Annotated in this window: 22 protein-coding genes; 16 read left to right on the top strand and 6 right to left on the bottom strand. The window is 72.0% G+C overall.

Features of this window, described 5'->3' with window-relative positions:
• Positions 1 to 49: 49 nt before the first annotated feature.
• Together U5C87_RS15180 and U5C87_RS15175 are read right to left on the bottom strand one after the other, a co-directional pair.
• Positions 50 to 2,002 carry an acyl-CoA dehydrogenase family protein gene (locus U5C87_RS15180; RefSeq protein WP_330473359.1) on the bottom strand — a complete coding sequence of 651 codons (1,953 nt, stop codon included), beginning with the start codon at positions 2,000 to 2,002 and terminating at the stop codon, positions 50 to 52.
• 21 nt (positions 2,003 to 2,023) lie between these two features.
• On the bottom strand, positions 2,024 to 2,725 hold the full coding sequence (locus U5C87_RS15175; RefSeq protein ID WP_330473358.1) for a TetR/AcrR family transcriptional regulator: 702 nt from the start codon (positions 2,723 to 2,725) through the stop codon (positions 2,024 to 2,026).
• A gap of 99 nt (positions 2,726 to 2,824) precedes the next feature.
• Here U5C87_RS15175 and U5C87_RS15170 point away from each other — a divergent pair, with 99 nt between their 5' ends.
• Genes U5C87_RS15170 through U5C87_RS15160 form a run of 3 tightly spaced genes read left to right on the top strand, consistent with a single transcriptional unit; the run spans position 2,825 to position 6,327 of the window.
• Positions 2,825 to 4,141 carry an acetyl-CoA C-acetyltransferase gene (locus U5C87_RS15170; RefSeq protein WP_330473357.1) on the top strand — a complete coding sequence of 439 codons (1,317 nt, stop codon included), beginning with the start codon at positions 2,825 to 2,827 and terminating at the stop codon, positions 4,139 to 4,141.
• A 1-nt stretch (position 4,142) separates the two neighbouring features.
• Positions 4,143 to 5,462, top strand: coding sequence for a 3-oxoacyl-ACP reductase (locus U5C87_RS15165; protein WP_330473356.1), 1,320 nt, complete (start codon positions 4,143 to 4,145; stop codon positions 5,460 to 5,462).
• A gap of 7 nt (positions 5,463 to 5,469) precedes the next feature.
• Positions 5,470 to 6,327 (top strand): MaoC family dehydratase, encoded by an 858-nt coding sequence (locus tag U5C87_RS15160; RefSeq protein WP_330473355.1) that lies wholly within the window; start codon positions 5,470 to 5,472, stop codon positions 6,325 to 6,327.
• A 45-nt stretch (positions 6,328 to 6,372) separates the two neighbouring features.
• Here the strand turns inward: U5C87_RS15160 and U5C87_RS15155 are convergent, their stop codons facing one another.
• Positions 6,373 to 7,275, bottom strand: a complete 903-nt coding sequence (locus U5C87_RS15155; protein ID WP_330473354.1) for a GCN5 family acetyltransferase — start codon at positions 7,273 to 7,275, stop codon at positions 6,373 to 6,375.
• Between the two features lie 268 nt (positions 7,276 to 7,543).
• Between U5C87_RS15155 and thrS the strand changes: the two genes are divergently transcribed.
• Positions 7,544 to 9,529 carry a threonine--tRNA ligase gene (gene thrS / locus U5C87_RS15150; RefSeq protein WP_330473353.1) on the top strand — a complete coding sequence of 662 codons (1,986 nt, stop codon included), beginning with the start codon at positions 7,544 to 7,546 and terminating at the stop codon, positions 9,527 to 9,529.
• A 100-nt stretch (positions 9,530 to 9,629) separates the two neighbouring features.
• Here the strand turns inward: thrS and U5C87_RS15145 are convergent, their stop codons facing one another.
• Complete coding sequence (locus tag U5C87_RS15145; protein ID WP_330473352.1) at positions 9,630 to 10,130, bottom strand: hypothetical protein; 501 nt, start codon at positions 10,128 to 10,130, stop codon at positions 9,630 to 9,632.
• Positions 10,131 to 10,363: 233 nt separating this feature from the next.
• Between U5C87_RS15145 and U5C87_RS15140 the strand changes: the two genes are divergently transcribed.
• Complete coding sequence (locus U5C87_RS15140; protein WP_330473351.1) at positions 10,364 to 13,645, top strand: GH92 family glycosyl hydrolase; 3,282 nt, start codon at positions 10,364 to 10,366, stop codon at positions 13,643 to 13,645.
• On the opposite strand, the gene U5C87_RS15135 is transcribed toward U5C87_RS15140, so the two are convergent.
• Positions 13,624 to 14,547: a prolipoprotein diacylglyceryl transferase gene (locus U5C87_RS15135; protein WP_330473350.1), complete on the bottom strand. Its 924-nt coding sequence runs from the start codon at positions 14,545 to 14,547 to the stop codon at positions 13,624 to 13,626. The genes U5C87_RS15140 and U5C87_RS15135 overlap by 22 nt on opposite strands.
• Positions 14,548 to 15,073: 526 nt before the next feature.
• Here U5C87_RS15135 and U5C87_RS15130 point away from each other — a divergent pair.
• The 6 genes from U5C87_RS15130 (at position 15,074) to pdxS (ending at position 20,144) form a co-directional block, all read left to right on the top strand.
• Positions 15,074 to 15,628: an HIT family protein gene (locus tag U5C87_RS15130; protein ID WP_330473349.1), complete on the top strand. Its 555-nt coding sequence runs from the start codon at positions 15,074 to 15,076 to the stop codon at positions 15,626 to 15,628.
• A 98-nt stretch (positions 15,629 to 15,726) separates the two neighbouring features.
• A complete protein-coding gene (gene pgsA, locus U5C87_RS15125) occupies positions 15,727 to 16,350 on the top strand; it encodes a phosphatidylinositol phosphate synthase (RefSeq protein ID WP_030146166.1) in 624 nt (207 codons plus the stop codon).
• The gene (locus U5C87_RS15120) at positions 16,347 to 17,360 is read left to right on the top strand and encodes a phosphatidylinositol mannoside acyltransferase (RefSeq protein WP_330473348.1); all 1,014 of its coding nucleotides are present in this window, start codon (positions 16,347 to 16,349) and stop codon (positions 17,358 to 17,360) included. The genes pgsA and U5C87_RS15120 overlap by 4 nt, the downstream gene beginning before the upstream one ends.
• Positions 17,357 to 18,529: a glycosyltransferase family 4 protein gene (locus U5C87_RS15115; protein ID WP_330473347.1), complete on the top strand. Its 1,173-nt coding sequence runs from the start codon at positions 17,357 to 17,359 to the stop codon at positions 18,527 to 18,529. Before U5C87_RS15120 ends, U5C87_RS15115 begins: the two co-directional genes overlap by 4 nt.
• The gene (locus tag U5C87_RS15110) at positions 18,526 to 19,077 is read left to right on the top strand and encodes a hypothetical protein (protein WP_330473346.1); all 552 of its coding nucleotides are present in this window, start codon (positions 18,526 to 18,528) and stop codon (positions 19,075 to 19,077) included. Before U5C87_RS15115 ends, U5C87_RS15110 begins: the two co-directional genes overlap by 4 nt.
• A 218-nt stretch (positions 19,078 to 19,295) precedes the next feature.
• Positions 19,296 to 20,144 carry a pyridoxal 5'-phosphate synthase lyase subunit PdxS gene (gene pdxS / locus U5C87_RS15105; protein ID WP_229674830.1) on the top strand — a complete coding sequence of 283 codons (849 nt, stop codon included), beginning with the start codon at positions 19,296 to 19,298 and terminating at the stop codon, positions 20,142 to 20,144.
• 233 nt (positions 20,145 to 20,377) lie between these two features.
• Here pdxS and kynU read toward each other — a convergent pair whose 3' ends face one another.
• Positions 20,378 to 21,631, bottom strand: a complete 1,254-nt coding sequence (gene kynU, locus U5C87_RS15100; RefSeq protein WP_330473345.1) for a kynureninase — start codon at positions 21,629 to 21,631, stop codon at positions 20,378 to 20,380.
• 238 nt (positions 21,632 to 21,869) lie between these two features.
• On the opposite strand from kynU, the gene pdxT reads away from it, so the two are divergent.
• The 5 genes from pdxT (at position 21,870) to ruvB (ending at position 25,817) form a co-directional block, all read left to right on the top strand.
• Positions 21,870 to 22,526, top strand: a complete 657-nt coding sequence (gene pdxT, locus U5C87_RS15095; protein ID WP_330476701.1) for a pyridoxal 5'-phosphate synthase glutaminase subunit PdxT — start codon at positions 21,870 to 21,872, stop codon at positions 22,524 to 22,526.
• Entirely contained in the window at positions 22,523 to 23,284 is a 762-nt protein-coding gene (locus U5C87_RS15090; protein WP_030146158.1) for a YebC/PmpR family DNA-binding transcriptional regulator, read from the top strand. The genes pdxT and U5C87_RS15090 overlap by 4 nt, the downstream gene beginning before the upstream one ends.
• 141 nt (positions 23,285 to 23,425) lie before the next feature.
• A complete protein-coding gene (gene ruvC, locus U5C87_RS15085) occupies positions 23,426 to 24,091 on the top strand; it encodes a crossover junction endodeoxyribonuclease RuvC (protein WP_330473344.1) in 666 nt (221 codons plus the stop codon).
• Positions 24,088 to 24,690 (top strand): Holliday junction branch migration protein RuvA, encoded by a 603-nt coding sequence (ruvA, locus tag U5C87_RS15080; protein WP_030146156.1) that lies wholly within the window; start codon positions 24,088 to 24,090, stop codon positions 24,688 to 24,690. Before ruvC ends, ruvA begins: the two co-directional genes overlap by 4 nt.
• Positions 24,687 to 25,817 (top strand): Holliday junction branch migration DNA helicase RuvB, encoded by a 1,131-nt coding sequence (gene ruvB / locus U5C87_RS15075; RefSeq protein WP_030146155.1) that lies wholly within the window; start codon positions 24,687 to 24,689, stop codon positions 25,815 to 25,817. Before ruvA ends, ruvB begins: the two co-directional genes overlap by 4 nt.
• The last annotated feature ends 66 nt before the right edge of the window (positions 25,818 to 25,883 follow it).

Below are 25,883 nucleotides of genomic sequence, written 5' to 3'. Positions count from 1 at the left end.
GACCCAGGGCCTGACCCACGGCGTTGACTGCGGACCCGCCCGCCGGTCCTCAGGCGGTGCCCGACATCTCCGTCGTCAGCAGGCCCTCGGGGATGCCGAACGCTTCGACGAGGGTGACCGCGTGGGGTCGCAGCTCCGCACACAGCTCGTTGACCAGTGCGGTCAGGGCCTTGGCGCGCGCGGGGCTCAGCCGGTCGTGCTCGAGGTACCAAGCCTTGTGGCGCTCGATCGTCGCCAGCACGTGGAGGTCGCACACCTTGGCGAGCAGGGCCCGCGCCCCGTCGTCGGTGCAGTCCTCGACGGATGCGGCGAAGGACTCGGCCACCGTGCGTTCGACGTGGGCGGCGCCGGCCTCGACGAGGTGGTCCTGCGTCGCGTTGAAGACGGCGAAGGCGTCGGCGCCGGGCGCGGTGGCCTGCCGCAGGCGGCGGGCCAGCCCCTCGATGAGGTGCTCCTCGCGCTCGCGGAGCAGGCGCAGCTGCGTGCCGCGGATGCCGAAGGTGACGTCCTCGTCCCTCCCGGGGGCGGCGTCGACGAGACGCTGGATGATGCCCCGGGCCGACGAGCGTTCGATGACGGTCCCACCGACCAGCTTGGCACCGAACCGCACGATGCCCGCGGTGTCGAGGTCGCCGAAGCTCGCCTGGTACTCCGTGAGGAGGGACTTGGCGACGAGCTGGAGCAGGACGGTGTTGTCGCCCTCGAAGGTGGTGAAGATGTCAGTGTCGGCCTTGAGTGCGGCCAGGCGGTTGGCCCAGAGGTAGCCGGCGCCGCCGCAGAGCTCTCGGCACTCCTGGATCGTGTCGGTCGCGTGCCGCGTCGTCAGCACCTTGATGCCGGCAGCCCGAGTCTCGAGCTGCCGCTGGTCCTGCTCGGACGTCGTGCGCCCCGCGAGCACGTCGTCCATCGCCGAGACGAGCTCGTGCTGGGCGAGCTGAAGGGCGTATGCCGTCGCGATCCTCGGCAGGAGCCGACGTTGGTAGGTGCGGTAGTCCAGGACGGTCGTCTCCACGTCGCTCCCGGGCGCGGCGAACTGACGTCGCCCCGCGGCATACCTCGTCGTGACGGCCAGGGCGGATCGGGCGGCCGCGCCCGCGCCGCCGGCGACGGAGATGCGCCCGCGCACGAGGGTGCCGAGCATGGTGAAGAACCGGCGGCCCGGGTTGTCGATGGGGCTCGAGTAGGTGCCGGCGTCGTCGATGTCGCCGTGGCGCCCGAGCAGGTTGGTGCGCGGGACTCGCACGTGGTCGAAGAGGAGGCGGCCGTTGTCGACCCCGCCGAGGCCGAGCTTGGGGCCGCAGTCCTCGATGGTGACGCCCCGTGCGGGAGAGCCCGAGTCGTCGCGGAGCGGGACGAGGACGCAGTGCACGCCGCGTGACTCACCGCCGACAACGAGCTGGGCGAAGACGGCCGCGACGTGTCCGTCGCGGGCCGCGTTGCCGATGTAGTCCTTGCGCGCGGCGGCCTCGGGGGAGTGGACGACGAGCTCGTCGGAGTCCGGGTCGTAGGTCGCGGTCGTGAGCAGGCTCTGCACGTCGCTGCCGTGACCCGTCTCGGTCATCGCGAAGCACCCCTGCAGCTCGCCCGAGATGACCTGCGCCAGCAGGTGGTCGTGGCGGCTCGTGCCGAGGAGGGAGACGGCGCCGCCGAACAGCCCCCACTGGACGCCGGCCTTGACGAAGAGCGAGAGGTCGGCGTGCCCGAGCATCTCGAAGGCCGCGACGGCGTCGCCGTATCTTGCCGTGCCGCCCTGCCGCTCCGGGAAGCCTTGTGCGGCATACGGTTCCGCAGCGAGGGAGGCAAGCTGGGAGGTGACGCGGGCCCGGTGCTCGTCCATCGCCAGCGGTGCCGGCGGCGGTCCGTACGTCTCCGGGTCGAGCGCGCGGCAGTGCTCACGGACCTCGCCGAAGGGCCCGTCGAGGTGGGCTCGCAGCGCTGCGGCGAGGGTGGTGTCGTCGTGGTCAGGCGCGGTAGGGGTGGGTGGGGCTGCAGCGGTGGACATCTCGTGCCTTCCGGTCGGACCTCAGGAGGTCGCTGCGGGCGTGGTGGTGGGTGTCGCGAGGACGGGCGCGAGCCCGTGCCAGGCCAGCTCGGTCAGGGAGTCGACGACGGTGGCGCGGGGGGCCCGATCGGCCTCGGGCGTGGCGAGCCAGTCGTCCGCGACGGCCCTGACGGAGCCGACGAGCGCGATGGCCCAGGTGCGGGCGCGGGACGGGTCGGCCGTCGTCGCCCGGAGCGACTCGAGGAGCAGCCCGGTCAGCCGGTCGGTGACCTGGTCGACGGTGCCCCCCACCGGGTCGTCGACGAGCGGCCGGTCGACGAGTGGACGGTTGACGACGAAGCGGTAGACCTCGGTGTCGGACTCGACGAGGGCGAGGTAGGCCTCGACCGTGGACGCCACGAGCTCCCGTGTGTCGGTCGCCGGTCGTCCAGCGCCACCGAGCGCCGCTCCGACGTTGCCGACGACCCGGCCGTCGATGCGCTCGGCCACGGCGCGGTAGAGGCCGGCCTTGTCGTCGAAGTGCCGGTAGATGACGGTCTTCGACGTGCCCGCCTCGGCGGCGATGTCGTCCATGCCGACGCCGGCGCCGTGGGTGCGGATGGCACGGATGGTCGCGTCGACGAGCGCGGCGCGGCGCTCGGCGCGGTGCCGCTCCCACCGGGAGTCACGTCCGTCCCGCGGCGTCGCCGGCGGTGCGGCAGAGGTGGCCACGTCGTCGTCCATGTCTCGAAAGTAACAGGTACTTGCTGTATCGACTACTGCCGGTTTCGGATATCTTGGACGACGACGACAGGTCAGACAGCCGACAGCAGGAGAGACCCCATGGCTTCCCAGAACACCCCGCGGTCCACCCCGCCCGCGCCGCGCCCGCCCCGGCGCGTCGCCGTCCTCGGGGGCAACCGCATCCCGTTCGCCCGGTCCAACGGGCCCTACGCCAAGGCGTCGAACCAGGACATGCTGACAGCGACCGTTGACGGCCTCGTGGCGCGCTACGGGCTCGCCGGGGAGCGGCTCGGTGAGGTCGTGGCCGGCGCGGTCCTCAAGCACAGCCGCGACTTCAACCTGACCCGCGAGACCGTGCTCGGCACGCGTCTCCACCCCACGACGCCGGCCTACGACATCCAGCAGGCCTGCGGCACCGGGCTCGAGGCGGCCGTCCTCGTCGCGAACAAGATCGCGCTCGGCCAGGTCGACGCCGGCATCGCCGGTGGGGTCGACAGCGCCAGCGACGCACCCATCGCCGTGAGCGAGGGGCTGCGCCAGACGCTCCTCGCCGCCAACCGCGCCCGGTCGGCGGGCGCTCGCGCCAAGGCGCTCGCCGGACTGCGGCCCGGCCACCTCGTGCCGTCCATCCCGGAGAACGTCGAGCCGAGGACCGGCCTGTCGATGGGCGAGCACATGGCCCTCACCGCCGCGCAGTGGGGCATCACGCGTGAGGCCCAGGACGAGCTCGCAGCTGCGAGCCACCGCAACCTCGCCGCCGCCTACGACCGCGGCTTCTTCGACGACCTCGTCACGCCCTACCTCGGCACCTCCCGCGACACGAACCTGCGTGCCGACTCCACCGTCGAGAAGCTGTCGAAGCTGAAGCCGGTCTTCGGCAAGGGCGATGGCGCGACGATGACCGCCGGCAACTCGACGCCGCTCACCGACGGCGCCTCGGCCGTGCTGCTCGCCAGCGAGGAGTGGGCCGCCCAGCACCGCCTGACGCCACTCGCGTGGTTCGTCGACGCCGAGACCGCCGCCGTCGACTACGTCCACGGAGACGAGGGGCTGCTCATGGCCCCGGCCTACGCGGTCCCGCGCCTGCTCGCTCGAAACGGCCTGAGCCTGCAGGACTTCGACTTCTACGAGATCCACGAGGCCTTCGCCGCGACGGTGCTGACGACGCTCAAGGCGTGGGAGGACCCGGACTTCTGCCGTGAGCGCCTCGGTCTCGACGCCCCGCTCGGCTCGATCGACCGGACGAAGCTCAACGTCAACGGCTCCTCGCTCGCCGCGGGCCACCCCTTCGCCGCCACCGGCGGCCGCATCGTCGCCTCGCTCGCCAAGCAGCTCCACGAGGCCGGCGGCGGCCGGGGCCTCATCTCCATCTGCGCTGCCGGTGGGCAGGGCGTCGTCGCGATCCTGGAGGCCTGACATGAATGATCTCTTCACGACCATCGTCAGCTCGCCCGTGGCTCGCAAGGTCGGCGTGCCCCAGCCGACCCCCCTGCGCCGCTACGAGCCCGGCCTGCCGCTCTGCGAGGGCCCGGTCCTCGTCGCCGGAGGCGGCCGCTTCGCGGAGGGCATCGCGGCCTGGCTCGCCAGCGCCAGAGTTGCCACGGTCGCCACGGCCGCGGACGCCGCGGACCGTGTCGGCGCCGTGGTCCTCGACCTCAGCACCGCCACCGACCCGGCCGACCTCGACCAGCTGCGCCTGCTCGGGGCGCCGGCCGTCAAGGCCCTCGCGCGCAACGGCCGCGTCGTCGTCGTGGGCACCGACCCGTCGACGCTGACCGACGTCGCCGAGGTCACGACCCAGCGCGCCCTCGAGGGCGCGGTGCGCTCGCTGGGCAAGGAGCTCCGGGGCGGCGCCACGGCCAACCTCGTTCTCGCGCAGGGAGATGCGCAGGGCGGCGTCCGCTCGGCCGTGGAGTTCTTCCTCTCGGGTCGGTCCGCCTACGTCGACGGCCAGGTCGTGCGCGTCGACGAGTCCACGAGCCCCGACGCCGACGCGCTCCGTCCGCTCGAGGGCAAGGTCGCGGTCGTCACCGGCGCCGCGCGCGGCATCGGGGCCGAGATCGCCAAGGTGCTCTCCAGGGACGGGGCGACCGTCGTCGCCGTCGACGTGCCGGCAGCCGGCGACGCGTTGGCCGCCGTGGCCAACGAGGTCAAGGGCACCGCGCTGCAGCTCGACGTGACGTCCGACGAAGCTGGCCGCCGCATCGTCGAGCACGCCACGTCACGCCACGGCGGGCTCGACATCGTCGTGCACAACGCGGGGATCACCCGCGACAAGCTCTTCGTCAACATGGACGACGACCGCTGGCGCAGCGTCATGGAGGTCAACCTCCGCTCGATCCTCCGGATGAACGAGGCCATCCTCGGCGAGGGGGGCCTGGCCGACGGCGGTCGCATCGTCTGTGTCGCCTCCATCGCCGGCATCGCGGGCAACCGCGGGCAGACCAACTACGGTGCGAGCAAGGCTGGTGTCATCGGCCTCGTCACCGCGCTGTCGCGCCAGGTCGCGGAGCGCGGCATCACCGTCAACGCCGTCGCCCCCGGCTTCATCGAGACGGAGATGACGGCGCGGATCCCGTTCGCCACGAGGGAGATCGGCCGTCGGATGAACTCCCTGCAGCAGGGTGGCCGGCCCAAGGACGTGGCCGAGACCATCGCCTGGTTCGTGCAGCCGGGAGCCGCCGCCGTCACCGGTCAGGTGGTCCGCGTCTGCGGCCAGAGCCTGCTCGGCGCGTGAGGTCGCGATGACGAAGGAGATCACGCTCGACGGCGCCCCGGACCTGCGCCGCATCTACGCGACGGCGGCCCTGCGCCGAGGCAACGCGAGCGACACGCTCCCCGACGTGCGCTACTCCCGGGCCGGCATACGCCTCGAGGTCGACGACGTCGTCGCGTATGCGCGGGTGTGCCGGTTCCCGGTCACCGGCACCCTGCCGCCGACCTATCCGCACCTCGTCGCGTTCCCGCTCCAGATGTCGGTCATGAGCGGGGACCGCTTCCCGCTCCCGCTGCTCGGGGCCGTCCACGTCGAGAACCGGATCGAGGTCCTCAGGCCCGTCGACGTCGACGAGCCGCTCGACGTGTCCGTGTGGGCTCAGGACCTGCGGCCCCACCGCCGGGGACGCCAGGTCGACCTCGTGTCCGAGGTCGGCGTGCGCGGCGAGGTGGTGTGGCGGGGCGTCAGCACGTACCTCTCACGCGGGGCGGAGCACCCAGACGTCGAGGCCGTCGAACCGCCCTCGACCGAGGCGCTGACCGGCGTCTCGGGAGGCCCGGTGTGGCGTCTCGGTGAGGGCACGGGTCGGTCCTACGCCTCCGTGTCGGGGGACTGGAACCCCATCCACCTGCACGCCCTCACGGCCAGACCGCTGGGCTTCCCCACGGCGATCGCCCACGGGATGTACTCCTACGCAAGGGTGCTCGCGTCCCTCGGCCCGCGTCTCCCCGCAGCGGGGCTGTCGAGCCGGGTCTGGTTCCGCAAGCCCGTACGGCTGCCGTCGACGGTGCGGCTGCGCACCGCCTTCGAGCCGTCCAGGTCGCTCTCGGTGCTGGAGAACGTCAAGGGCGACATCGAGCACGCCGTGGTCGAGAACACCTGGTGATGCCGACGACGTCGCGGGCGCCGGGCGCGCGCGACGTCGCCGCGTTCAGGGCCGCCAGACCCAGTTGCGCCGGTCGTAGACCTCGACGAAGCCCGAGCGCAGCATGTTCTGGAGCGACGGGTTGTGCGCACCCTCGGACTCCTGCCACGTCTCGGTGCTCATCCACCCGCACCCCGCGGCGCGAGCCGCCTCGACCCGCACGCGCATGAACGCCGACTGGGCGCCGCGGCCCCTGGCCTCGGGAAGGGTCGCGGCACCGCAGAAGGCAGCCGCAGGACCGGCGACGTGCAGGTTGGCTGCCGCGACGAGCCGGTCGCCGTCCCAGGCGCCGTAGGCGGTGAAGCCCCGTCCACCGGCTCCGGCGGCGGCGAACATCGACAGCAGGTGCGGCTCGGGCGGCATGCCGAATCCCGTGGCGAAGACGCGGGCGTACGCGTCGGTGTCGTCCCTGCCGATCGTGCCGATCCGGAGCTCGGTGACCGAGGGGCTGACGGGCACGTCGGCGTGCCGGAGCAGCTTGGCCCACACGGACCCGCCGACGATGCCGTGCCGGGCGCACAGCTCGTCCCAGTCCTCCGGCAGCAGGGACGGAGCGACCTGCAGCGTCATGGCCGGGGCTCCGGCCGTCGCGTAGAGGTCCACCAGGTTCGCGACGAGGTCCTCGGTGACGGGCGCCGCCAGCCCGAACCCCAGGGCCTTGTTCCAGTAGCCGCCCGTGGGGTCGGCAGCCATGACGACGGCCACGCCTCCGGCGACGCGCTCCGAGTGCATGCCGAGCGCCCTCCTGGCCTCGGTCGGCGCACCGTCGTGCAGGGCGAGCATGAACTCCGCCTCGGCGGTCTCGGCGAGGGCGACCGTGGCGGTCAGGTCCAGGCCAAGGGCGGCCAGAGCTCCCGGCGAGGCACCGGGTGGCCTGCCCGGCCCGGTGTCGTCGGTCGTCCCCTCCATGACGCACTCCCTCCGTCGGCGCCGTTCCGAGCGGCTCCCCGGCTCACCAGTATCCGCTCGGAGGTGCGGTCGGAGGATTGGTTCGAGCCCACTGGGGCCCCGCTCATGGCCCGCTCAGGCCCGCTCACGCCTGCTCAAGGGGCGCCGACAGCCAAACCGCGTCGCCCGTCCTGTCGGTGTCTCGATACCCTTGCCGAGCCGCACCCAGCGGCTCACACCCACGACCCGTCGCCCGCCGCCGGGTCCTGTCGAACGAGGAGCACCAACCGTGTCTGCACAGATCACCGTCACCGTCGCCGGAAGCGAGCGATCGGTCGCGGAGCAGACGACGGCGGGTGAGCTCTTCGAGGGTGACCGCGCCGTCGTCGTCGCGCGTGTCAACGGTCAGCTGCGCGACCTCTTCCACGTCCTCGGCGACGGCGACACCGTCGAGCCGGTGACCGTCGACAGCGAGGACGGCCTCGCCGTCCTGCGCCACTCGACCGCCCACGTGCTCGCCCAGGCAGTCCAGTCGCTCCACGCCGACGCCAAGCTCGGCATCGGCCCGCCCATCCGCGACGGCTTCTACTACGACTTCGACGTCGAGACCCCGTTCAACCCCGATGACCTCAAGGCCCTCGAGAAGGCCATGCAGAAGATCATCAACGAGGGGCAGACCTTCTCCCGTCGCGTCGTCACCGACGCCGATGCGCTGGAGGAGCTCAAGGGCGAGCCGTACAAGTGCGAGCTCGTCGGCCTCAAGGGCGGCAACGCCGACGAGGCCGCCGAGGGCGCGGGCGTCGAGGTCGGCGCCGGCGAGCTGACGATCTACGACAACATCCGCCGCGACGGCACCCGCGCCTGGGGCGACCTCTGCCGAGGCCCGCACATCCCGAGCACCAAGCTCATCGGCAACGCCTTCAAGCTGATGCGCTCGGCCGCCGCCTACTGGCGCGGCTCGGAGAAGAACCCGCAGCTCCAGCGCGTCTACGGCACCGCGTGGCCGACCAAGGACGAGCTCAAGGCCTACCTCGACCGCCTCGCCGAGGCCGAGCGTCGCGACCACCGTCGCATCGGCGCCGAGATGGACCTCTTCAGCTTCCCCGACGAGCTCGGCTCCGGCCTCGTGGTCTTCCACCCCAAGGGCGGCGTCATCAAGCGCGAGATGGAGGACTACGTCCGCCGTCGGCACATCGAGGAGGGCTTCTCCTACGTCGGCACGCCGCACATCAGCAAGGAGGCGCTGTTCCACACCTCCGGGCACCTGCCGTACTACGCCGACACGATGTTCCCCCCGATGGAGCTCGAGGGCGCGAAGTACCAGCTCAAGGCGATGAGCTGCCCCATGCACAACCTCATCTACCAGTCGCGCGGGCGCTCGTACCGTGAGCTGCCGCTGCGCCTCTTCGAGTTCGGCGGCGTCTACCGCTACGAGAAGTCGGGCGTCGTGCACGGCCTGACCCGCGTGCGCGGCATGACGCAGGACGACTCGCACAGCTACGTCACCGCCGAGCAGGCCCCCTCCGAGATCAAGCACCTGCTCGACTTCGTGCTCGGGCTGCTCAAGGACTTCGGCCTCGACGACTTCTACCTCGAGCTGTCCACCCGTGACACCGAGGGCGAGAAGTCCTCGAAGTTCATCGGCTCCGACGAGCAGTGGGAGGCCGCCACCAAGGTGCTCGAGGAGGTCGCCACGGCGTCCGGTCTCGAGCTCGTGCCCGACCCGGGCGGCGCCGCGTTCTACGGGCCCAAGATCTCGGTGCAGGCGCGTGACGCCATCGGACGCACCTGGCAGATGTCGACGATCCAGTACGACTTCAACCAGCCCGAACGCTTCGGTCTCGAGTACCAGGCCGCCGACGGCTCACGCCAGCAGCCGGTCATGATCCACTCGGCCAAGTTCGGCTCGATCGAGCGCTTCCTCGGGGTGCTCGTCGAGCACTACGCCGGCGCGTTCCCGGTGTGGCTGGCCCCGGTCCAGGCCCTCGGCGTGCCGGTGGCCGAGGACTACGCCGACTACCTCGGTGAGGTGCTGGACCGCCTCAAGCGCAAGGGAGTTCGCGTCGAGCTGGACGCGAGCGACGACCGCTTCCCCAAGAAGATCCGCAACGCGAGCAAGTCCAAGGTGCCCTTCACGCTCATCGCGGGCGAGGAGGACCGCGCCGCCGGCGCCGTGTCGTTCCGCTACCGCGACGGCTCGCAGAAGAACGGCGTCCCGGTCGACGACGCGATCGCCGAGATCGCGGCCGCGATCGAGAGCCGCGCCCAGGTCTGAGGTCGCACCCGCCACGACCGCGTATGCCGTGTGGTGACGCACGAGGAGCCCCCGCCGACGACGTCGGCGGGGGCTCCTTCGCTACGGCTGCGGTGCTCCCTCAGAGGATCGGCAGCGTCACCCCGGCCGCGGTGCACACGCCGGCGTTGCCCATGACCGCCGCGCCGAGGCGCGCCTTGGTGTCGGCAGACACCGACCCGTCGCGGGTGTCGCTCAGCTCGAGCGTCCACAGCTCGATGACGGCGTAGAGGCCCCGGAACTTGTCCGGTGCCTGCTCCTTCTGGGACCTCGCCTCGTCGTGGAGAGCCGTCCACGCGGCGCTGTCGGCGACGTCCTTCTGGCCCTGGGCGTGGACGCGACGGTTGAGCTCGACGTAGGCCTCGCAGTGCTTCTTGGCGACGGGGACGTCGGCGTCGTCGAAGACGACCGTCGACGGCGACCCGCCCGGGCCGTCTGCCGTCTCCGCCGTGGTGGCAGAGGCGGTCGATGTGGCCGACGCGGGCGACGAGGCCGAGGGCGTGGCCTGGCCTGTCCCGGAGGTCGAGCAGCCCGCGACCGCGAGCGTGCAGAGGAGGGCGGCGAGCACCCTGGTGGCGAGCATGGAAGTGGTACCCCTGTCTGTCGGCGACCCGAGCGGTCGCGTCGCGAGCGTACGAGGCCGTCCGTCAGGTGCGGATCGCGGGGTGGCCGAGGGCGCGGAGGAGGGACACGGCATACGACCTGTTTGTCCGATGTCCGGCGTCCATCGGACAGGCCAGGCGTCTCGGGTTGCCCGTCCCACCGGACGACACGAGTCTCGGGAAGGACACCGTCGTCGCCCCAGAAGGAACGTCCATGCGCACCGTGCTCCGCTCGCTCGGCACCGTCGTCCTCGCCGCCACCGCCCTCGGGCCAGTGCTGCCGTCCGGCGCACCCCCGACGGCTGCGGCCGCCGAGCCGCTCGTCGGCTCCGTCAACCCGTTCATCGGCACCCAGGACAACGGCAACACCTTCCCGGGTGCCAGCGCCCCGTTCGGGATGGTCCAGGTCAGCCCCGACACCGGAGGAGAGGGTGGCTACGACTACTCGCAGAAGTCGATCTACGGCTTCAGCCAGACCCACCTGTCCGGGGTGGGCTGTCCGGTCGTCGGGGAGCTGCCCGTCATGCCGACGAGCGGCGCCATCACGAGCGTCGACTCGTCGCGCTACGCGTCGGCGTACTCCCACTCCGACGAGGAGGCGAGCCCCGGCTACTACCGCGTGGGGCTGCCCGCCTACGGCGTCCAGGCCGAGCTGACAGCGACGGACCGCACTGGGTGGCAGCGCTTCACCTTCCCGGCCGACAAGGCCGCCAACGTCCTGCTCAACACGGGCAAGGCCAACATGCGCGTCTTCGACTCGGAGGTGCACGTCATCGGCGACCGCGTGGTCGAGGGCCGCATCCACGACGGCAACTTCTGCGCGGGTAAGGACGAGCACACGGTCTACTTCCGCGCCGAGTTCGACCGGCCCTTCAGCTCGTTCGGCACCTGGAGCGGCTCCACCCTGACGGCCGGCGCGCGTGATGCGTCGACCAAGGCCGGCGGCAACGGCGCTGCCCTGACGTTCCCCCACGGCACGACCTCGGTGACGATGAAGGTAGGCCTCAGCTACACCGGAGCCGACGGCGCGCGGGCCAACCTCGCGAAGGAGACCGGCGACGGCTTCGACTTCGACGCGACGCGTGCCGCCCTGACGCAGCGGTGGGAGTCCGAGCTCGGCAAGGCCCGCATCACGGGCGGCACCGACGAGCGACGGACGGCGTACTACACGGCGCTCTACCACTCGCTCATGCACCCCAACCTCGCCTCGGACGTCGACGGGCGCTACCACGGCTGGGACGGGAAGAACCACGTCGCCGACGGCTACACGCCCCGGCAGAACTTCTCGCTGTGGGACACCTACCGCCCGCAGAACCAGCTTCTCGAGGTGCTCGCCCCCGACGTCGCCCGCGACTCCTACCTCTCGGTGCTCGCCATCGGGCGCGAGGGTGGCTGGCTGCCCCGCTGGGCCCTCGTCAACAGCGAGACCAACATCATGACCGGCGACCCCGTGACGCCGTTCCTCGTCGAGGGCTGGAGCAAGGGCTTCCTCGCCGGGCACGAGGCGGAGGCGTACGCGCTGCTCAAGCAGAACGCGACCGAGCAGCCGCCGGCCGACAGCCAGTACAACGGGCGGTCTGGCCAGCACTGGTACGAGAAGCTCGGCTACATCCCGTTCGGCCTGCGGGTCGGCACCGACTGCGTCTCGCACGGGGGTGACAACGACTGCGCCCACCCGGCGTCCGCGACGATGGAGTACTCCGCGGCCGACGCCTCGCTCGCCCTCATGGCCAAGGGCCTCGGGCACACCGCCGACGCCTCGATGCTCACCGAGCGCAGCGGCTGGTACAAGAACCTCTGGGACGCCGGCACGCAGTCCTTCCGTCCGCGGATGAGCGACGGCACGTGGCTCGACCCGTACGACCCCGTCGAGGCCTCGCACGCCTTCCACGAGGGCGGCTCGTACCAGTACCAGTGGCTCGCCCCGCAGGACCCCGCCGGCCTGGTGAAGCTCATGGGCGGCCGTGCGACGACCGAGAAGCGCCTCGACGACTTCTTCGCCTACGACAAGCTGCTCACCGACCCGGCCGGGACCGCCCGGACCGACTGGATCGAGGCGACCTACGCCTACTACAGCAAGCCGACGTACAACCCCAACAACGAGCCCGACCTGCTCGCGCCGTACACCTACGCGTGGGTGCAGCAGCCGGCGAAGATCGCGACCGTGGCCCGCGCCGCGTTCACGCTCTTCACCGACGGGGCCGACGGGATGACGGGCAACGACGACCTCGGCACGATGTCCGCGTGGTACGTCTTCTCGTCATGGGGCCTCTACCCGACGATGAGCGGCGCGAACTACTTCGTCGTCAGCTCGCCGCAGTTCGAGCGCGTCGACATCGATGTCGCGACGCCGTCGTCGGTGCGGACCGGGCAGGGCGGGTCGCTCACGATTACGGCCCCCGGTGTCTCGGACGACCGGCGCTACGTCCAGACGCTGACGGTCAACGGCACGAAGACCACGAAGAGCTGGGTCGGCTGGGACGCGCTCCGTCAGGGTGGCACGCTTGCCCACACCGTGGGCACGACGCCGAGCCGCTGGGGCACGACCCCCGCGGACGTGCCGCCGTCGGCGGTCCAGGCGAGCCGCGACCCGCGTCTGTCGCTGTCGATGACGGCGCGCCCCAACCCGGTGGTGGTTCCGACCGGTGCGCGTGAGGCGCGACTGTCCGTCGACCTCGTCGGCCAGGCTCCCAAGAGCCTGCCGGTCACCGTCGACGTCACGACGCCGCAGGGCTGGTCGGCCGCGGTGGGTTCGGGTGGAGAGGGGGCGACGGTGCTGCACAGCAACGGCGTCCCGGCGAGCGCGTCGGTGCCCGTGACCCTCGCGCTGCCGGCAGGGCTCGGTGCCGGTTCCCACGAGGTGCGGGTCACGGCCTCGGCGCCCGGTGCCGAGCCCGTGACGAGGACCGTCACCGTTCAGCTCCAGGAGGCGCTGTCCTGCGTCTCGGGCGCCGCGGGCTGCGCCGTCGACCTCGCCCCGGCACGCAACCACGACGGGACGGCGACGGTCGCCGCCCCGAGCGAGGGCAACTTCGACAACAGCGGTTGGAGCTATGACGCCGCGCTGCTCCCGGCCGCGGGCACGTGGGACTGGAACGGAGTGTCGTATGCCGCCCCGGTGACCTCCGGCACGACGCCGAACTTTGTCGAGGGGCGCAGTCAGACGCTGCTCGTGCCGGCCGCGAGCCGCAGCGCCATCCACGTCATCGGCTCGACGCACAACGGCGACGTGTCGACGGCGCTGCGCCTGACCTACACCGACGGCAGCGTGCAGTCGGTGCCGATCTCGCTGACCGACTGGGCCGCCGGAAGCGGTCACAACGGCAACGCGGTGGCCATCGCGATGGACCACCGGATCAAGGGTGGCTCAGGCGTCGACGGGCCGCCGGTCCAGCTGTTCGGCACCACCGTGGCCGCGGACCCGGCCAGGCAGCTCCAGTCGATCACCCTCCCGGCCGACAACCGCTTCGAGGTCTACGCGGTCTCGCTCGGCTGAGGCTCTCGCGTCTCGTCCGCCTCCGGGTCCGGTGCCGTCGTGCGCCGGGCCCGGAGGCCGAGCAGGCCCACGAGGCCGACGACGAGGAAGAGGGCGGACAGGTACTGCGCCTGGCTCAGCGCCAGCGGTCCGTGCAGCTCGTTGACGCGGAACGGCTCGATGGCGAGCCGCTCGACGGCTGCGAGCACGATCCAGAGGCTGAACAGCCAGCCGGCCCGGTACGGGTGGCGCCGCAGCGCCCAGAGGACCACGAAGAGGACGAGTGCCATCGCCGTCTCCCAGATCGGCGTCGGGTGCACGCCGGGGGCCGGGATTTGCACCCCGAGGATGTTGCCCTCGTACTGCTGGACCCACAGCCACGACGGCAGCCACCCGGGCTTGTCGGCGAGGTCGGCAGCGACACCCCAGTCGCCGTCGCCCGAGACCTGGCAGCCGATGCGCCCGACGGCGTAGCCGAGCATCAGGGCCGGAGCGGCTGCGTCGAGGAACGGCGCGACCCGGATTCGCTTGCGGCGCAGGATGACCACGCCCACCGCAGTCGCTACGACCAGGCCTCCGATGATGTTGAAGCCGTTGCTGCTGAAGACCTGCCCCACCGGGTCCGCGAGCACCGCGCCCGGGTCCTCGGCCAGCGAGAACAGCTTGGCGCCGGCGATGCCCGACAGCAGCATCGCGGCCGCGAAGGTCGTCGTGAGCTCGTCGAGCGCCTCGAGCGACGCCGGACCGCCGAGCTCGCCGGCGGACCAGCGGCGACGCAGCTCGATGCGCAGGACGAACGTGGCGGCGACGAGAGCCACCAGCACCAGCAGGCCGAACATCGGCATCGGCAGCGGCAGGTCGGCGCCTGTCAGGGCCTTCACGACATCACTGAGGTAGGGGTATGCGTCGTCCGGGGTGGGCACAGGCGAACCGTAGGTTCCCGGCGATGCCGCAGCAAGCCGCGGAGGAGAGCGTTCGAGGTGAGAAAGTTTCGCGGAAGTGGTTGCGCCGCGGCTCGGGCGGGGTTACAACTGACGTACCGAACCGCTTCGGCGGAACGGCTTCCGAATCGCTTCGGTGATGACGAAGAAGAAGGCCCGGGAACTCATACTTCCCGGGCCTTCACCTTCCTGCCGTGCCGGCGCCCGAGCGCACCGGACGGGCTCCAGGTCGCCGGCCCTGCGGCTCTCACACCCGCAGGGTCGTTCCCTGTCCTGCCCCGTCGCGACCTGCCGCGACGGGCACCCGAGCCGGGGGACGGCGAAGGCCCTGCGGTCTCACACACCGCAGGGCCCGTCATCCATTGAACCCAATCTCGTGGCTCGCGTGAAATCGACACGCTGCGCACGGGACGGGAGCGGGGCTCGCCGAGACCTCGCCAAGACCTCGCCGAGACCTCAAGGAGCCCTCGATCGGAGCCGATCCGGGGCCGCCCTAGGATCTGACACCATGACGACCCAGGGCAGTGGCACCGAGTCGGCGGCCGAGTTCGCCCACGTCGAGGACGGTTTCGAGCGGCTCTGGACGCCGCACCGGATGGCGTACATCCTCGGCGACAAGCCGACCGAGGCGGCCGGGCACGGCTGCCCGTTCTGCGCCGCTCCGCAGAAGCCGGACGCCGAGGGACTCATCGTCCACCGCGGCGAGCACTGCTACGTCGTGATGAACCTCTTCCCGTACAACCCCGGCCACGTCCTCGTCTGCCCGTACCGCCACGTCTCCCTCTACGTCGACCTCACCGACGAGGAGACGACCGAGTTCACGGCCCTGACGAAGCAGGCCATCGGCGCCCTCCAGGGTGCGTCTGAGCCGCACGGCTTCAACCTCGGCATGAACCAGGGCGCCGTAGCCGGGGCGGGCGTCGCGGCCCACCTGCACCAGCACATCGTGCCGCGGTGGAGCGGCGACTCGAACTTCCTGCCGATCATCGCGCAGACCAAGGCACTGCCCGTGCTCCTCGAGGACACCCGCTCCCGCCTCGTGGCGGCCTGGCCCACCGACTGACCAGAGCCGCCCACGAGGAGCGGGCCCCGACGCGGCGACGCGCCACGACGCGAGCGCGGGGGCCGCGCACCCCGCGCGGTCAGTACGCTGTTGCCACCATGCTCAACAGACTCCTGCGTGCGTCGATGACCAAGATCCTCGGTCCGATCGCCCACCTGTTCCTCCGGCTCGGCATCAGCCCCGACATCGTCACGATCGTCGGCACCCTCGGGGTGTGCGTCGGGGCGCTCGCCTTCTTCCCTCGCGGCGAGATCTGGGTCGGGGTGCTCGTCATCACGGCCTTCGTCTTCTCCGACAACGTCGACGGCATCATGGCGCGCGAGTCCGGCCGGTCCAGCAAGTGGGGCGCCTACCTCGACTCGACGCTCGACCGTGTGGGCGACGCCGCGATCTTCGGTGGCCTCGTCCTCTACTACGCCGGCCGCGGCAACAACCAGCTCATGGCCGGGCTGGCCCTCAGCTGCCTCATCCTCGGCAGCGTCGTGTCCTACGCCAAGGCCCGCGCCGAGGGCCTCGGCTACACCGCCAACGTCGGCATCGCCGAGCGTGCGGACCGGCTCGTCGCCGTGCTCGTCGCGGCCTTCTTCGCCGACCTCTTCGGCTCGACCGTCCTGCTCGGCGTCGTCCTGGGCCTGCTCGCCGTCGCCAGCTTCGTCACCGTGCTGCAGCGGATGCTGACCGTGCGCCGTCAGGCACTCGCCTCCGGTGAGGTGGGCGCGTGACCGGCCTGCCCCGCCGGGCGACCGACGCGGTGAGCGTCGTCGGCTTCAAGCTCGGGTGGTCGGTCGTACGCGCCCTCCCGGAGCGGGCGGCATACGCCCTCTTCGACCGCGTCGCGGACGTCGCGGTGCGGCGGGACGGCAAGGGCATCCGGCGCCTGCGCTCGAACTACTCACGGGTGCGCCCCGAGCTGTCCGAGGCCGAGCTCGACACGCTCGTGCGCCAGGGGATGCGCTCGTACATGCGCTACTACTGCGAGGCCTTCCGGCTCCCGTCGCTCTCGCGGGCGCAGGTCGACGGCGCGGTCGTCGTGCGCGGCGACGCCGAGGTGCGGGAGCTGTGCGCCCGCGGCGAGGCCGTCATCGCGTTCGTGGGTCACCTCGGCAACTTCGACCTCGCGGCCGCCTGGTCCGCCGGCAACCTCATGCCGGTGACGACGGTCGCGGAGCGGCTCAAGCCCGAGGAGGTCTTCCAGGAGTTCGTCGCCTTCCGGCGCAGCATCGACATGGACATCATCCCGCTCACCGGGGGAGATGACCCGTTCCACGGGCTCCTCGACGCCGCTCGCGGCGGGGGCCGGATGATCGCGCTCGCCGCCGACCGCGACCTGACCAACGGCGGGGTCGAGGTCGACCTGCTCGGCCACCGCGCCCGCATGGCCAAGGGGCCGGCGGTCCTGTCGCTCATGACCGGCGCGCCGCTCTACGCCGCCCGGATCTGGTACGAGCCGGCGCCCGCGGGCGAGGGGCTCGGCGGCCACCGCACGGTCATCGAGTTCAGCGAACGGCTCGTGCCGCGGGTGCAGGGCACCACGGCCGTTCGCGCGGCGGACCTCATCCAGCAGTGCGCCGACCACCTCGCCGTGACGATCCGCGAGCACACGTCGAGCTGGCACATGCTGCAGCGGGTCTTCGTCGACGACCTCGCCGCGCCCGTGAAGCCCTCCGCCTCGGCCGCCTCAGCTCCAGCGGCCCCCGCGGCGTCGGAACCCGTCGCAGGCGCGACGCCGTGAGGATCGGGATCGTGTGCCCCTACTCGTTCGACGTGCCCGGCGGAGTGCAGTTCCACGTCCGGGACCTCGCCGAGCACCTCATCGCACAGGGGCACGAGGTGTCGGTGCTCGCGCCGGCCGACAGCGAGACCGAGCTGCCCGACTACGTCACCTCCGCCGGACGCGCCACGGCCGTCCGCTACAACGGCTCGGTCGCGCGGCTCAACTTCGGGCCGGTGACGGCCGCGAAGGTGGGCCGGTGGCTCGATGCCGGCAACTTCGACGTGCTGCACCTGCACGAGCCCGTCACCCCGAGCATCAGCGTGCTGGCCCTCATGGCGGCCGAGGGGCCGATCGTGGCGACCTTCCACACCTCGATGCTGCGGTCGCGGACGATGCAGACGGCCTACCCCATCATCCGGCCGAGCCTCGAGAAGATCTCGGGCCGCATCGCCGTGAGCGAGGACGCCCGCCGCACCGTCACGACCCACGTCGGCGGCGACGCCGTCGTCATCCCCAACGGCGTCTACGTCGACCGGTTCGCCGAGGCCCCGCGCCGCTCGGCGTGGATCGGCACCCCTGCCTCGCCCACCATCGCGTTCCTCGGCCGGATGGGCGAGCCGCGCAAGGGGCTGCCGGTCCTCGCCGCCGCCTTGCCCGAGGTGCTGCGCTCGGTGCCCGGCCTCAGGGTCCTCGTGGCCGGACCCGGCGACCCGGAGGAGGTGACCGAGGGCTGGCCGCCGGAGGTCGCCGCCGCGTGCGAGTTCCTCGGGTCGGTCTCCGACGACGACAAGGCCTCGCTCCTGGCGTCGGTCGACGTCTACGTCGCGCCCAACACCGGGGGCGAGAGCTTCGGCATCATCCTCATCGAGGCGATGAGCGCCGGTGCCTGCGTGCTCGCCAGCGACCTCTCGGCGTTCTCCCGCGTCCTCGACGGCGGCACGGCGGGCGCCATGTTCGCCAACGAGGACCCGCACGACCTGGCGCGCACGCTCGTCGACCTGCTCCGCCGCCCGGACAGGCGGGCCGAGCTCGCAGAGGCCGGTCAGCGCCGTGCCCGCCTGTTCGACTGGTCGGTCGTGGCCGACGAGATCCTCGCCGTCTACGAGACGGTCATCGAGGGACGCGCGGCCGCCGACTGGCAGCCGCAGGGTCGCTGGAACCGGTTCCTGCGCGGGGGTGCCCGATGAGCGAGATCCTCTCGTGGGTCTTCGCGGTCCTCTTCGTCCTCGTCGTCATCGCCTGGTACCTCTCCTACACCGCCGCCCGGCTCGACCGCCTGCACGTGCGGCTGAGCGGCACGCTCGCCGCACTCGACGCGCGGCTCGTGCGCCGGGCCGAGGCGGCCGTCGAGCTCGCGAACAGCGGGCTGCTCGACGGTGCGACCTCGCTCATCCTGGCCAACGCCGCGGCCGAGTCCCTCGAGGCGCCGTCGGAGCACGGCGAGGCCCGTGAGCTGGCCGAGAACGACCTGACCGACGCCCTCGACCTCGCGCTCACCCCCGAGACCGTCAGCTCGCTGCGCTCCACCGCGCTGGGTGAGGACGTGCTCGCGCGCCTGTCGTCGGCGTGCCTGCGGGTCCAGCTCGCCCGGCGCTTCCACAACGACGCGGTGACCGACGTGCGCCGCGTGCGCCGCAAGTGGACGATCCGGCTCTTCCACCTGGCCGGCTACACGCCGCTGCCGCACACCGTCGAGTTCAACGACGAGTCGCCCGAGCACCTCACCGTCGCCTGACGCGTATCACAGCAGGTCGCCGCCGACCGGACCCGGTCGTGCGCGGTCCAGGGCCCGGTCGTGGGCGGCGCTCTCGTGGGCCTACGCTTTGAGGCAACCCCAACACCCAGATCACGGGAAAGCAGGACATCGTGAGCACCACCCCGACCACGGGCAGCACGCCCGCGGCTGACCAGCAGGCAGCGGGCTCCACCGGCACGACGCGCGTCAAGCGCGGCATGGCCGAGATGCTCAAGGGCGGCGTCATCATGGACGTCGTCACGGCCGAGCAGGCCAAGATCGCCGAGGACGCCGGCGCCGTCGCCGTCATGGCACTCGAGCGGGTCCCCGCCGACATCCGCGCCCAGGGCGGCGTGTCGCGGATGAGCGACCCCGACATGATCGACAGCATCATCGAGGCCGTCTCGATCCCCGTCATGGCCAAGGCCCGCATCGGCCACTTCGTCGAGGCCCAGGTGCTGCAGAGCCTCGGCGTCGACTACATCGACGAGTCCGAGGTGCTGACCCCGGCCGACTACGCCAACCACATCGACAAGTGGCAGTTCACGGTGCCCTTCGTCTGCGGCGCGACCAACCTCGGCGAAGCCCTGCGCCGCATCACCGAGGGCGCGGCGATGATCCGCTCCAAGGGCGAGGCCGGCACGGGTGACGTCTCCAACGCGACGACGCACATGCGCACGCTGCGCGCCGAGATCAACCGCCTGCGCTCGATGAGCCCCGACGAGCTCTACGTCGCGGCCAAGGAGCTCCAGGCCCCCTACGAGCTCGTCAAGGAGGTCGCCGAGGCCGGCAAGCTGCCCGTCGTGCTCTTCACGGCCGGTGGCATCGCCACCCCCGCCGACGCCGCCATGATGATGCAGCTCGGCGCCGAGGGCGTCTTCGTCGGCTCCGGCATCTTCAAGTCGGGCAACCCGGCCCAGCGCGCCGAGGCCATCGTCAAGGCGACGACCTTCCACGACGACCCCGACGTCATCGCCAAGGTCTCCCGCGGCCTCGGCGAGGCGATGGTCGGCATCAACGTCGACGAGATCCCGCAGCCGCACCGGCTCGCCGAGCGCGGTTGGTGACCTCCGGCCACCCAGCCACCCGCTGACGTATGCCGTCGTGCCCACCGGGCGCGGCGGCATACGCACGTCCGTCCCTCCTGGGTGGGGTGGGCGCTGGCACAGGCGAAGCGACAACGTCGACGTGCTGGTGGGGCGGCACTGCGCCGACTGCCACCGGGATCGATCAGCGGATGATCCTGCGTCCGTTGTGGTGATCACCCCACCGGACGCAGGACCATCCGCCGCACGACGTGTCAGGTGACGGCGCCGCGCTCGGCGAACTCCGGGCGCTCGAACTCGCGTCCGTCGAGAACCTCCTTGACGTGCACGGCTGCCCGCACCGCGTCGACGTGCGTGACGTAGAGCGGTGCGAAGCCGAGCCGGATGATGTCGGGCTCGCGGAAGTCGCCGATGACGCCGCGGGCGATGAGCGCCTGGACGACGGCGAAGGCCTGCGGGTGACGCAGCGAGACCTGCGACCCGCGCCGCTCGGGGTCGCGCGGCGTGGCGAGGGGCAGGTCCACGCCGAGGGTGTCGAGCGCCTCGATGAAGGTGCCCGTCACCGACAGGGACGCCGCACGCACGTCGGCGGGGGAGTAGCCGTCGTATGCCGTGAGCGCCGCCTCGAGGGCGAGCACCGACAGCAGGGGCGGGGTGCCCACCCGGGCGCGGGTGATGCCGGGCGCCGGCTCGTAGTCGGGTCGCATCTCGAAGGGGTGGGCGTGACCCTGCCAGCCGGTCAGCGGCTGGTCGAAGTCGTCCTGGTGGCGGGTCGCGACGTAGAGGAACGCCGGGGCGCCGGGGCCGCCGTTGAGGTACTTGTAGCCACAGCCGATCGCCAGGTCCGCACCTCCCGCGTCGAGGTCGACCTCGATGACCCCCGCGGAGTGGCACAGGTCCCAGCACGCGAGCGCGCCGACCGCGTGGGCGGCCTCGGTGACGGCGCGCAGGTCCCACAGCTCGCCCGTGCGGTAGTCGACGCTCGAGTAGGACGCGAGGGCCAGGGCGTCGCCGACCTCGGCGATCGCCGCGACCGCGTCTCGCGGGTGCACCCGGCGCACCTCCAGGCCGGCGAGCGCGGCGGCGGACTCGGTCATGTAGAGGTCGGTCGGGAACGAGTCGGGGTCGGTGAGCACCACGGTGCGACCCGGCCGCAGGCGTCCCGCGCCGATGACGGCCTTGAAGAGGTTGACGGACGTCGAGTCGGTGACGACGACCTGGCCCGGTGCGGCACCGACGAGCCGCCCCACGATGTCGCCGACGCGGGTCTGCGCGCCCCACCAGTCGGCCTCGTTCCACGACCGGATCAGCCGCTCGCCCCACTGTCGGTGCATCACGTCGTCGACGACCGCGGGCACGGCCTTCGGCAGCGCACCGAGCGAGTTGCCGTCGAGGTAGATGACGTCGTCGGGGAGGGAGAAGAGCTCTCGCGCGTCGCGCAGGGGTGAGGCGTCGTCGGACTCCGCAGCGCGGGCGATCAGGTCGTCATGGGTGTGCACCGTCGTCATGGGCGCAACGTATCCGTTCGGGTCCCGCCGACGTCAGGGCCGGTCCCGCTGCCGTCTCGTATGCCAGACGCTCCCGGTGCGCCGACCCGTGGCCGTGACCTCGACGCCGGCGCTCTAGGCTTGGCCGGTGAGCACGACCACGACCACCGGTACGCCCCCGAGTCCCGCCCCGCCGCCGCAGGCCGACGACCCGACGGGCGGCGTCAGCGACACCGGCGACGCCGGTGGGCGACCCCGGATCGGGGTCCTCGCTGTCCAGGGCGACGTGCGCGAGCACCTCGCGGCACTGACCGCCCTCGGGGCCGAGACCGTCACGGTCCGCCGCCCGGCAGAGGTCGAGCAGGTCGACGGCCTCGTGATCCCCGGCGGCGAGTCGACGGTGATGGACAAGCTCGTCCGCGCCTTCGACCTGCGCGAGCCGCTCGTGCGCCGGATCTCCGAGGGGCTGCCGGTCTACGGCTCGTGCGCCGGCATGATCATGCTCGCCGACCGCATCGCCGACGGCCGGCCCGACCAGCAGACCCTCGGCGGGCTCGACATCACGGTGCGACGCAACGCCTTCGGCCGACAGGTCGACTCCTTCGAGCAGGACCTCGACTACGCGTGGAGCGATGCGACGCCGCCGGCTTCGACCGGCACCGTGCACGCCGTCTTCATCCGCGCACCGTGGGTCGAGCAGGCCGGTCCGGACGTCCAGGTGCTCGCCCGCGTGAGCGAGGGCGCGGCCGCCGGTAGGATCGTCGCGGTCCGGCAGGGCAACCTCATGGCCACGTCCTTCCACCCTGAGGTGGGGGCCGATCGCCGGATCCACGCCGAGTTCGTCTCGATCGTCAGAGCGCACCGACTCCAGCAGTCGGGTGCACGCCAGTCACCGGAACGCGAGGACACTGCATGAGCGGCCACTCCAAATGGGCCACCACGAAGCACCAGAAGGCGGCCAAGGACGCCAAGCGCGGCAAGCTCTTCGCCAAGCTCATCAAGAACATCGAGGTCGCGGCCCGCCAGGGCGGCGCCGACCCCGCGGGCAACCCGACGCTCTACGACGCCATCCAGAAGGCGAAGAAGACCTCGGTCCCCAACGACAACATCGACCGCGCGGTCAAGCGCGCATCGGGTGCCGAGGCGGGCGCGGCCGACTGGCAGACGATCATGTACGAGGGCTACGCCCCCAACGGCGTCGCCGTGCTCATCGAGTGCCTCACCGACAACCGCAACCGTGCCGCCGCCGAGGTGCGCACGGCCCTGACCCGCAACGGCGGCCAGCTCGCCGACCCGGGCTCGGTGTCCTACGTCTTCAACCGCAAGGGTGTCGTCACTGTCCTCAAGGACGCCGGCTCCGAGGACGACATCCTCGAGGTCGTGCTCGAGGCGGGGGCCGAGGAGGTCAACGACAACGGCGACACGTGGGAGATCATCTCCGAGGCCACCGACTTCGTCGCGGTTCGCAAGGCCATCCAGGACGCCGGCATCGACTACGAGTCGGCCGAGGCGTCGTTCGTCCCGAACCTGCAGGTCCCGCTCGACCTCGACGGTGCGCGCAAGATGATCCGCGTCATCGAGGCGCTCGAGGACAGCGACGACGTGCAGAACGTCTTCGCCAACGGCGACATCCCCGACGACGTGCTCGCGCAGCTCGACGAGGACGAGGACTGAGCCACACCAGACGGCACCAGCCGCAGCACGGGAGGCACGCCGGGACCGGCGTGCCTCCCGTGCTTTCGGGGGAGCGCGGCTAGCGTTGTCCCGAACACCTGTTCGGATCGTCCGCCCCGCCCACAGACCTGGAGGTATGCCGTGCGCGTCCTCGCGGTCGACCCCGGGCTCACGCGGTGCGGCGTAGGCGTCGTCGACGGCGTCCCGGGTCGCAAGCTCTCCCTCGTCGAGGTGGGCGTCATCCGCACCCCGTCCACCGACCCCACGCCGCGACGCCTCGTGGTGGTCGAGGACGAGATGCGCCAGTGGTTCGCCCGGCACCGTCCCGAGGCCGTCGCCATCGAGCGGGTCTTCGCCGACACCAACGTCTCCACCGTCATGGGCACCGCGCAGGTCACGGGGATCGTCATGATCATCGCCGAGCGGCTCGGCCTGCCGGTCACCCTGCACACCCCGACCGAGGTCAAGGCCGCGGTCAGCGGCAGCGGTCGGGCCGACAAGGCGCAGGTCACCACGATGGTGACCCGGCTGCTCGGACTCGACACGCCACCCAAGCCCGCCGACGCCGCCGACGCGCTCGCGCTCGCGATCTGCCACGTGTGGCGCGGGGGTACCCAGAGCCGTCTCGAGGAGGCACGGCTCGAGGTGCTCGCGCGCACCGGCAACCGGGGGAGCGGCATACCCCGGCGTGTGCCCCCGGGTGCGGCGCCACCCGTGCAGCGGCTCCGTGCCGCCTCCACCCAGCCCGGCGACGCCGCCCGGACCACCCGACCGCTACCCCCGCACCCTGGAGCCCAGCCCCGATGATCGCCTCGCTCTCCGGCACCGTCCTCAAGGTCGGCCTCGACTCCGTCGTCGTCGGCGTCGGCGGGGTCGGCATGCTCGTCCACACCACCCCCGCCACGGCGACGTCCGTGCGGCTGGGGCAGCCCACCGAGCTCGCCACGAGCCTCGTCGTGCGCGAGGACTCCCTGACGCTCTACGGCTTCGCCACCGACGACGAGAAGCACGTCTTCGAGACGGTCCAGACCGTCTCGGGCGTCGGTCCGCGGCTCGCCCTCGCGGTGCTCGCGGTGCACTCTCCCGACGCGGTGCGCGTGGCCCTGGGCACGGGCGACCTCGTCGCGCTGACCAAGGTGCCCGGCATCGGCAAGAAGGGCGCCGAGCGCATGGTCCTCGAGCTCAAGGACAAGCTCGGCGCGCTGCCGGGCTCGGCCGGCCATTCCGAGGCGGTGCACCTCGACACCGGCGAGGCCTGGCGCGAGCAGGTCCGGGAGGCGCTCGTCGGCCTCGGGTGGACCGCTCGTCAGGCCGACGACGCCCTCGACAAGGTCGCGCCACTCGCGGCCGACGGCGCCGGGGTGTCCGCGCTGCTGCGCGCGGCCCTGCAGGAGCTCGGCCGATGAGCGTCGACCGCTCGTGGGAGCTCGAGCAGGCCCCGGACGTCTGGGACGACGGCTCCTTCGACGCGACGGCCCGCATCGTCGACGCCGCCGGCGACACCGACGAGCGGCAGGTCGAGGCGGCCCTGCGCCCCAAGCGGCTTGAGGACTTCCCGGGCCAGACGCGCGTGCGCGACCAGCTCGGGCTCGTGCTCAAGGCCGCCAAGCGGCGTGGCACCCCGCCCGACCACGTCCTTCTGTCCGGTCCGCCCGGGCTGGGCAAGACCACCCTGGCGATGATCGTCGCCGGTGAGCTCGAGCAGCCCATCCGGATCACGTCCGGTCCCGCCATCCAGCACGCCGGCGACCTCGCGTCGGTGCTGTCCTCCCTGGCCGAGGGCGAGGTGCTCTTCCTCGACGAGATCCACCGGATGTCCCGCTCGGCCGAGGAGATGCTCTACCTCGCCATGGAGGACTTCCGTGTCGACGTCATCATCGGCAAGGGCCCCGGCGCCACGGCGATCCCGCTCGAGCTGCCGCCCTTCACCGTCGTCGGCGCCACCACCCGTGCCGGCCTGCTGCCCGCCCCGCTGCGCGACCGCTTCGGCTTCACCGGGCACCTCGACTACTACGCCGCCGCCGACCTGGTGACGATCCTGCACCGGTCGGCCCGCCTGCTCGGCCTCGACGCCGACGACGACGGCATCCGCGAGATCGCGCTGCGGTCCCGAGGCACCCCGCGCATCGCCAACCGGCTGCTGCGCCGGGTGCGCGACTGGGCCCAGGTGCACGGCGAGGACCGCGTCACGCACACGGCAGCGCGCCAGGCCCTCGAGCTCTTCGACGTCGACGAGCGCGGCCTCGACCGGCTCGACCGCGCCGTCCTCGAGGCGCTCTGCCGCCGCTTCAACGGCGGCCCCGTCGGCCTGTCGACGCTCGCCGTCGCCGTGGGGGAGGAGCCCGACACCGTCGAGACCGTGGCCGAGCCCTACCTCGTGCGCGAGGGCTTCATGGTGCGCACGCCACGCGGACGCGCCGCCTCGGGCCTCGCGTGGGAGCACCTCGGGCTCACCCCGCCGCTAGACTCGCAGGCGCTGTGGACGGCCACGCTGCCCATCGACGAGGCCGGCGGAGCCCGTTTCGACGGCTGAGTCGGGCCCCTCCGGGGCCTGTCGAGTGCGACCAAAACGTGACCCGCGCCCGCGTCACAACGGCCC

This window comes from Terrabacter sp. C0L_2 (assembly GCF_036352015.1).
GTDB lineage: Bacteria > Actinomycetota > Actinomycetes > Actinomycetales > Dermatophilaceae > Terrabacter > Terrabacter tumescens.
This window is presented reverse-complemented; position numbering and strand designations above follow the sequence as displayed.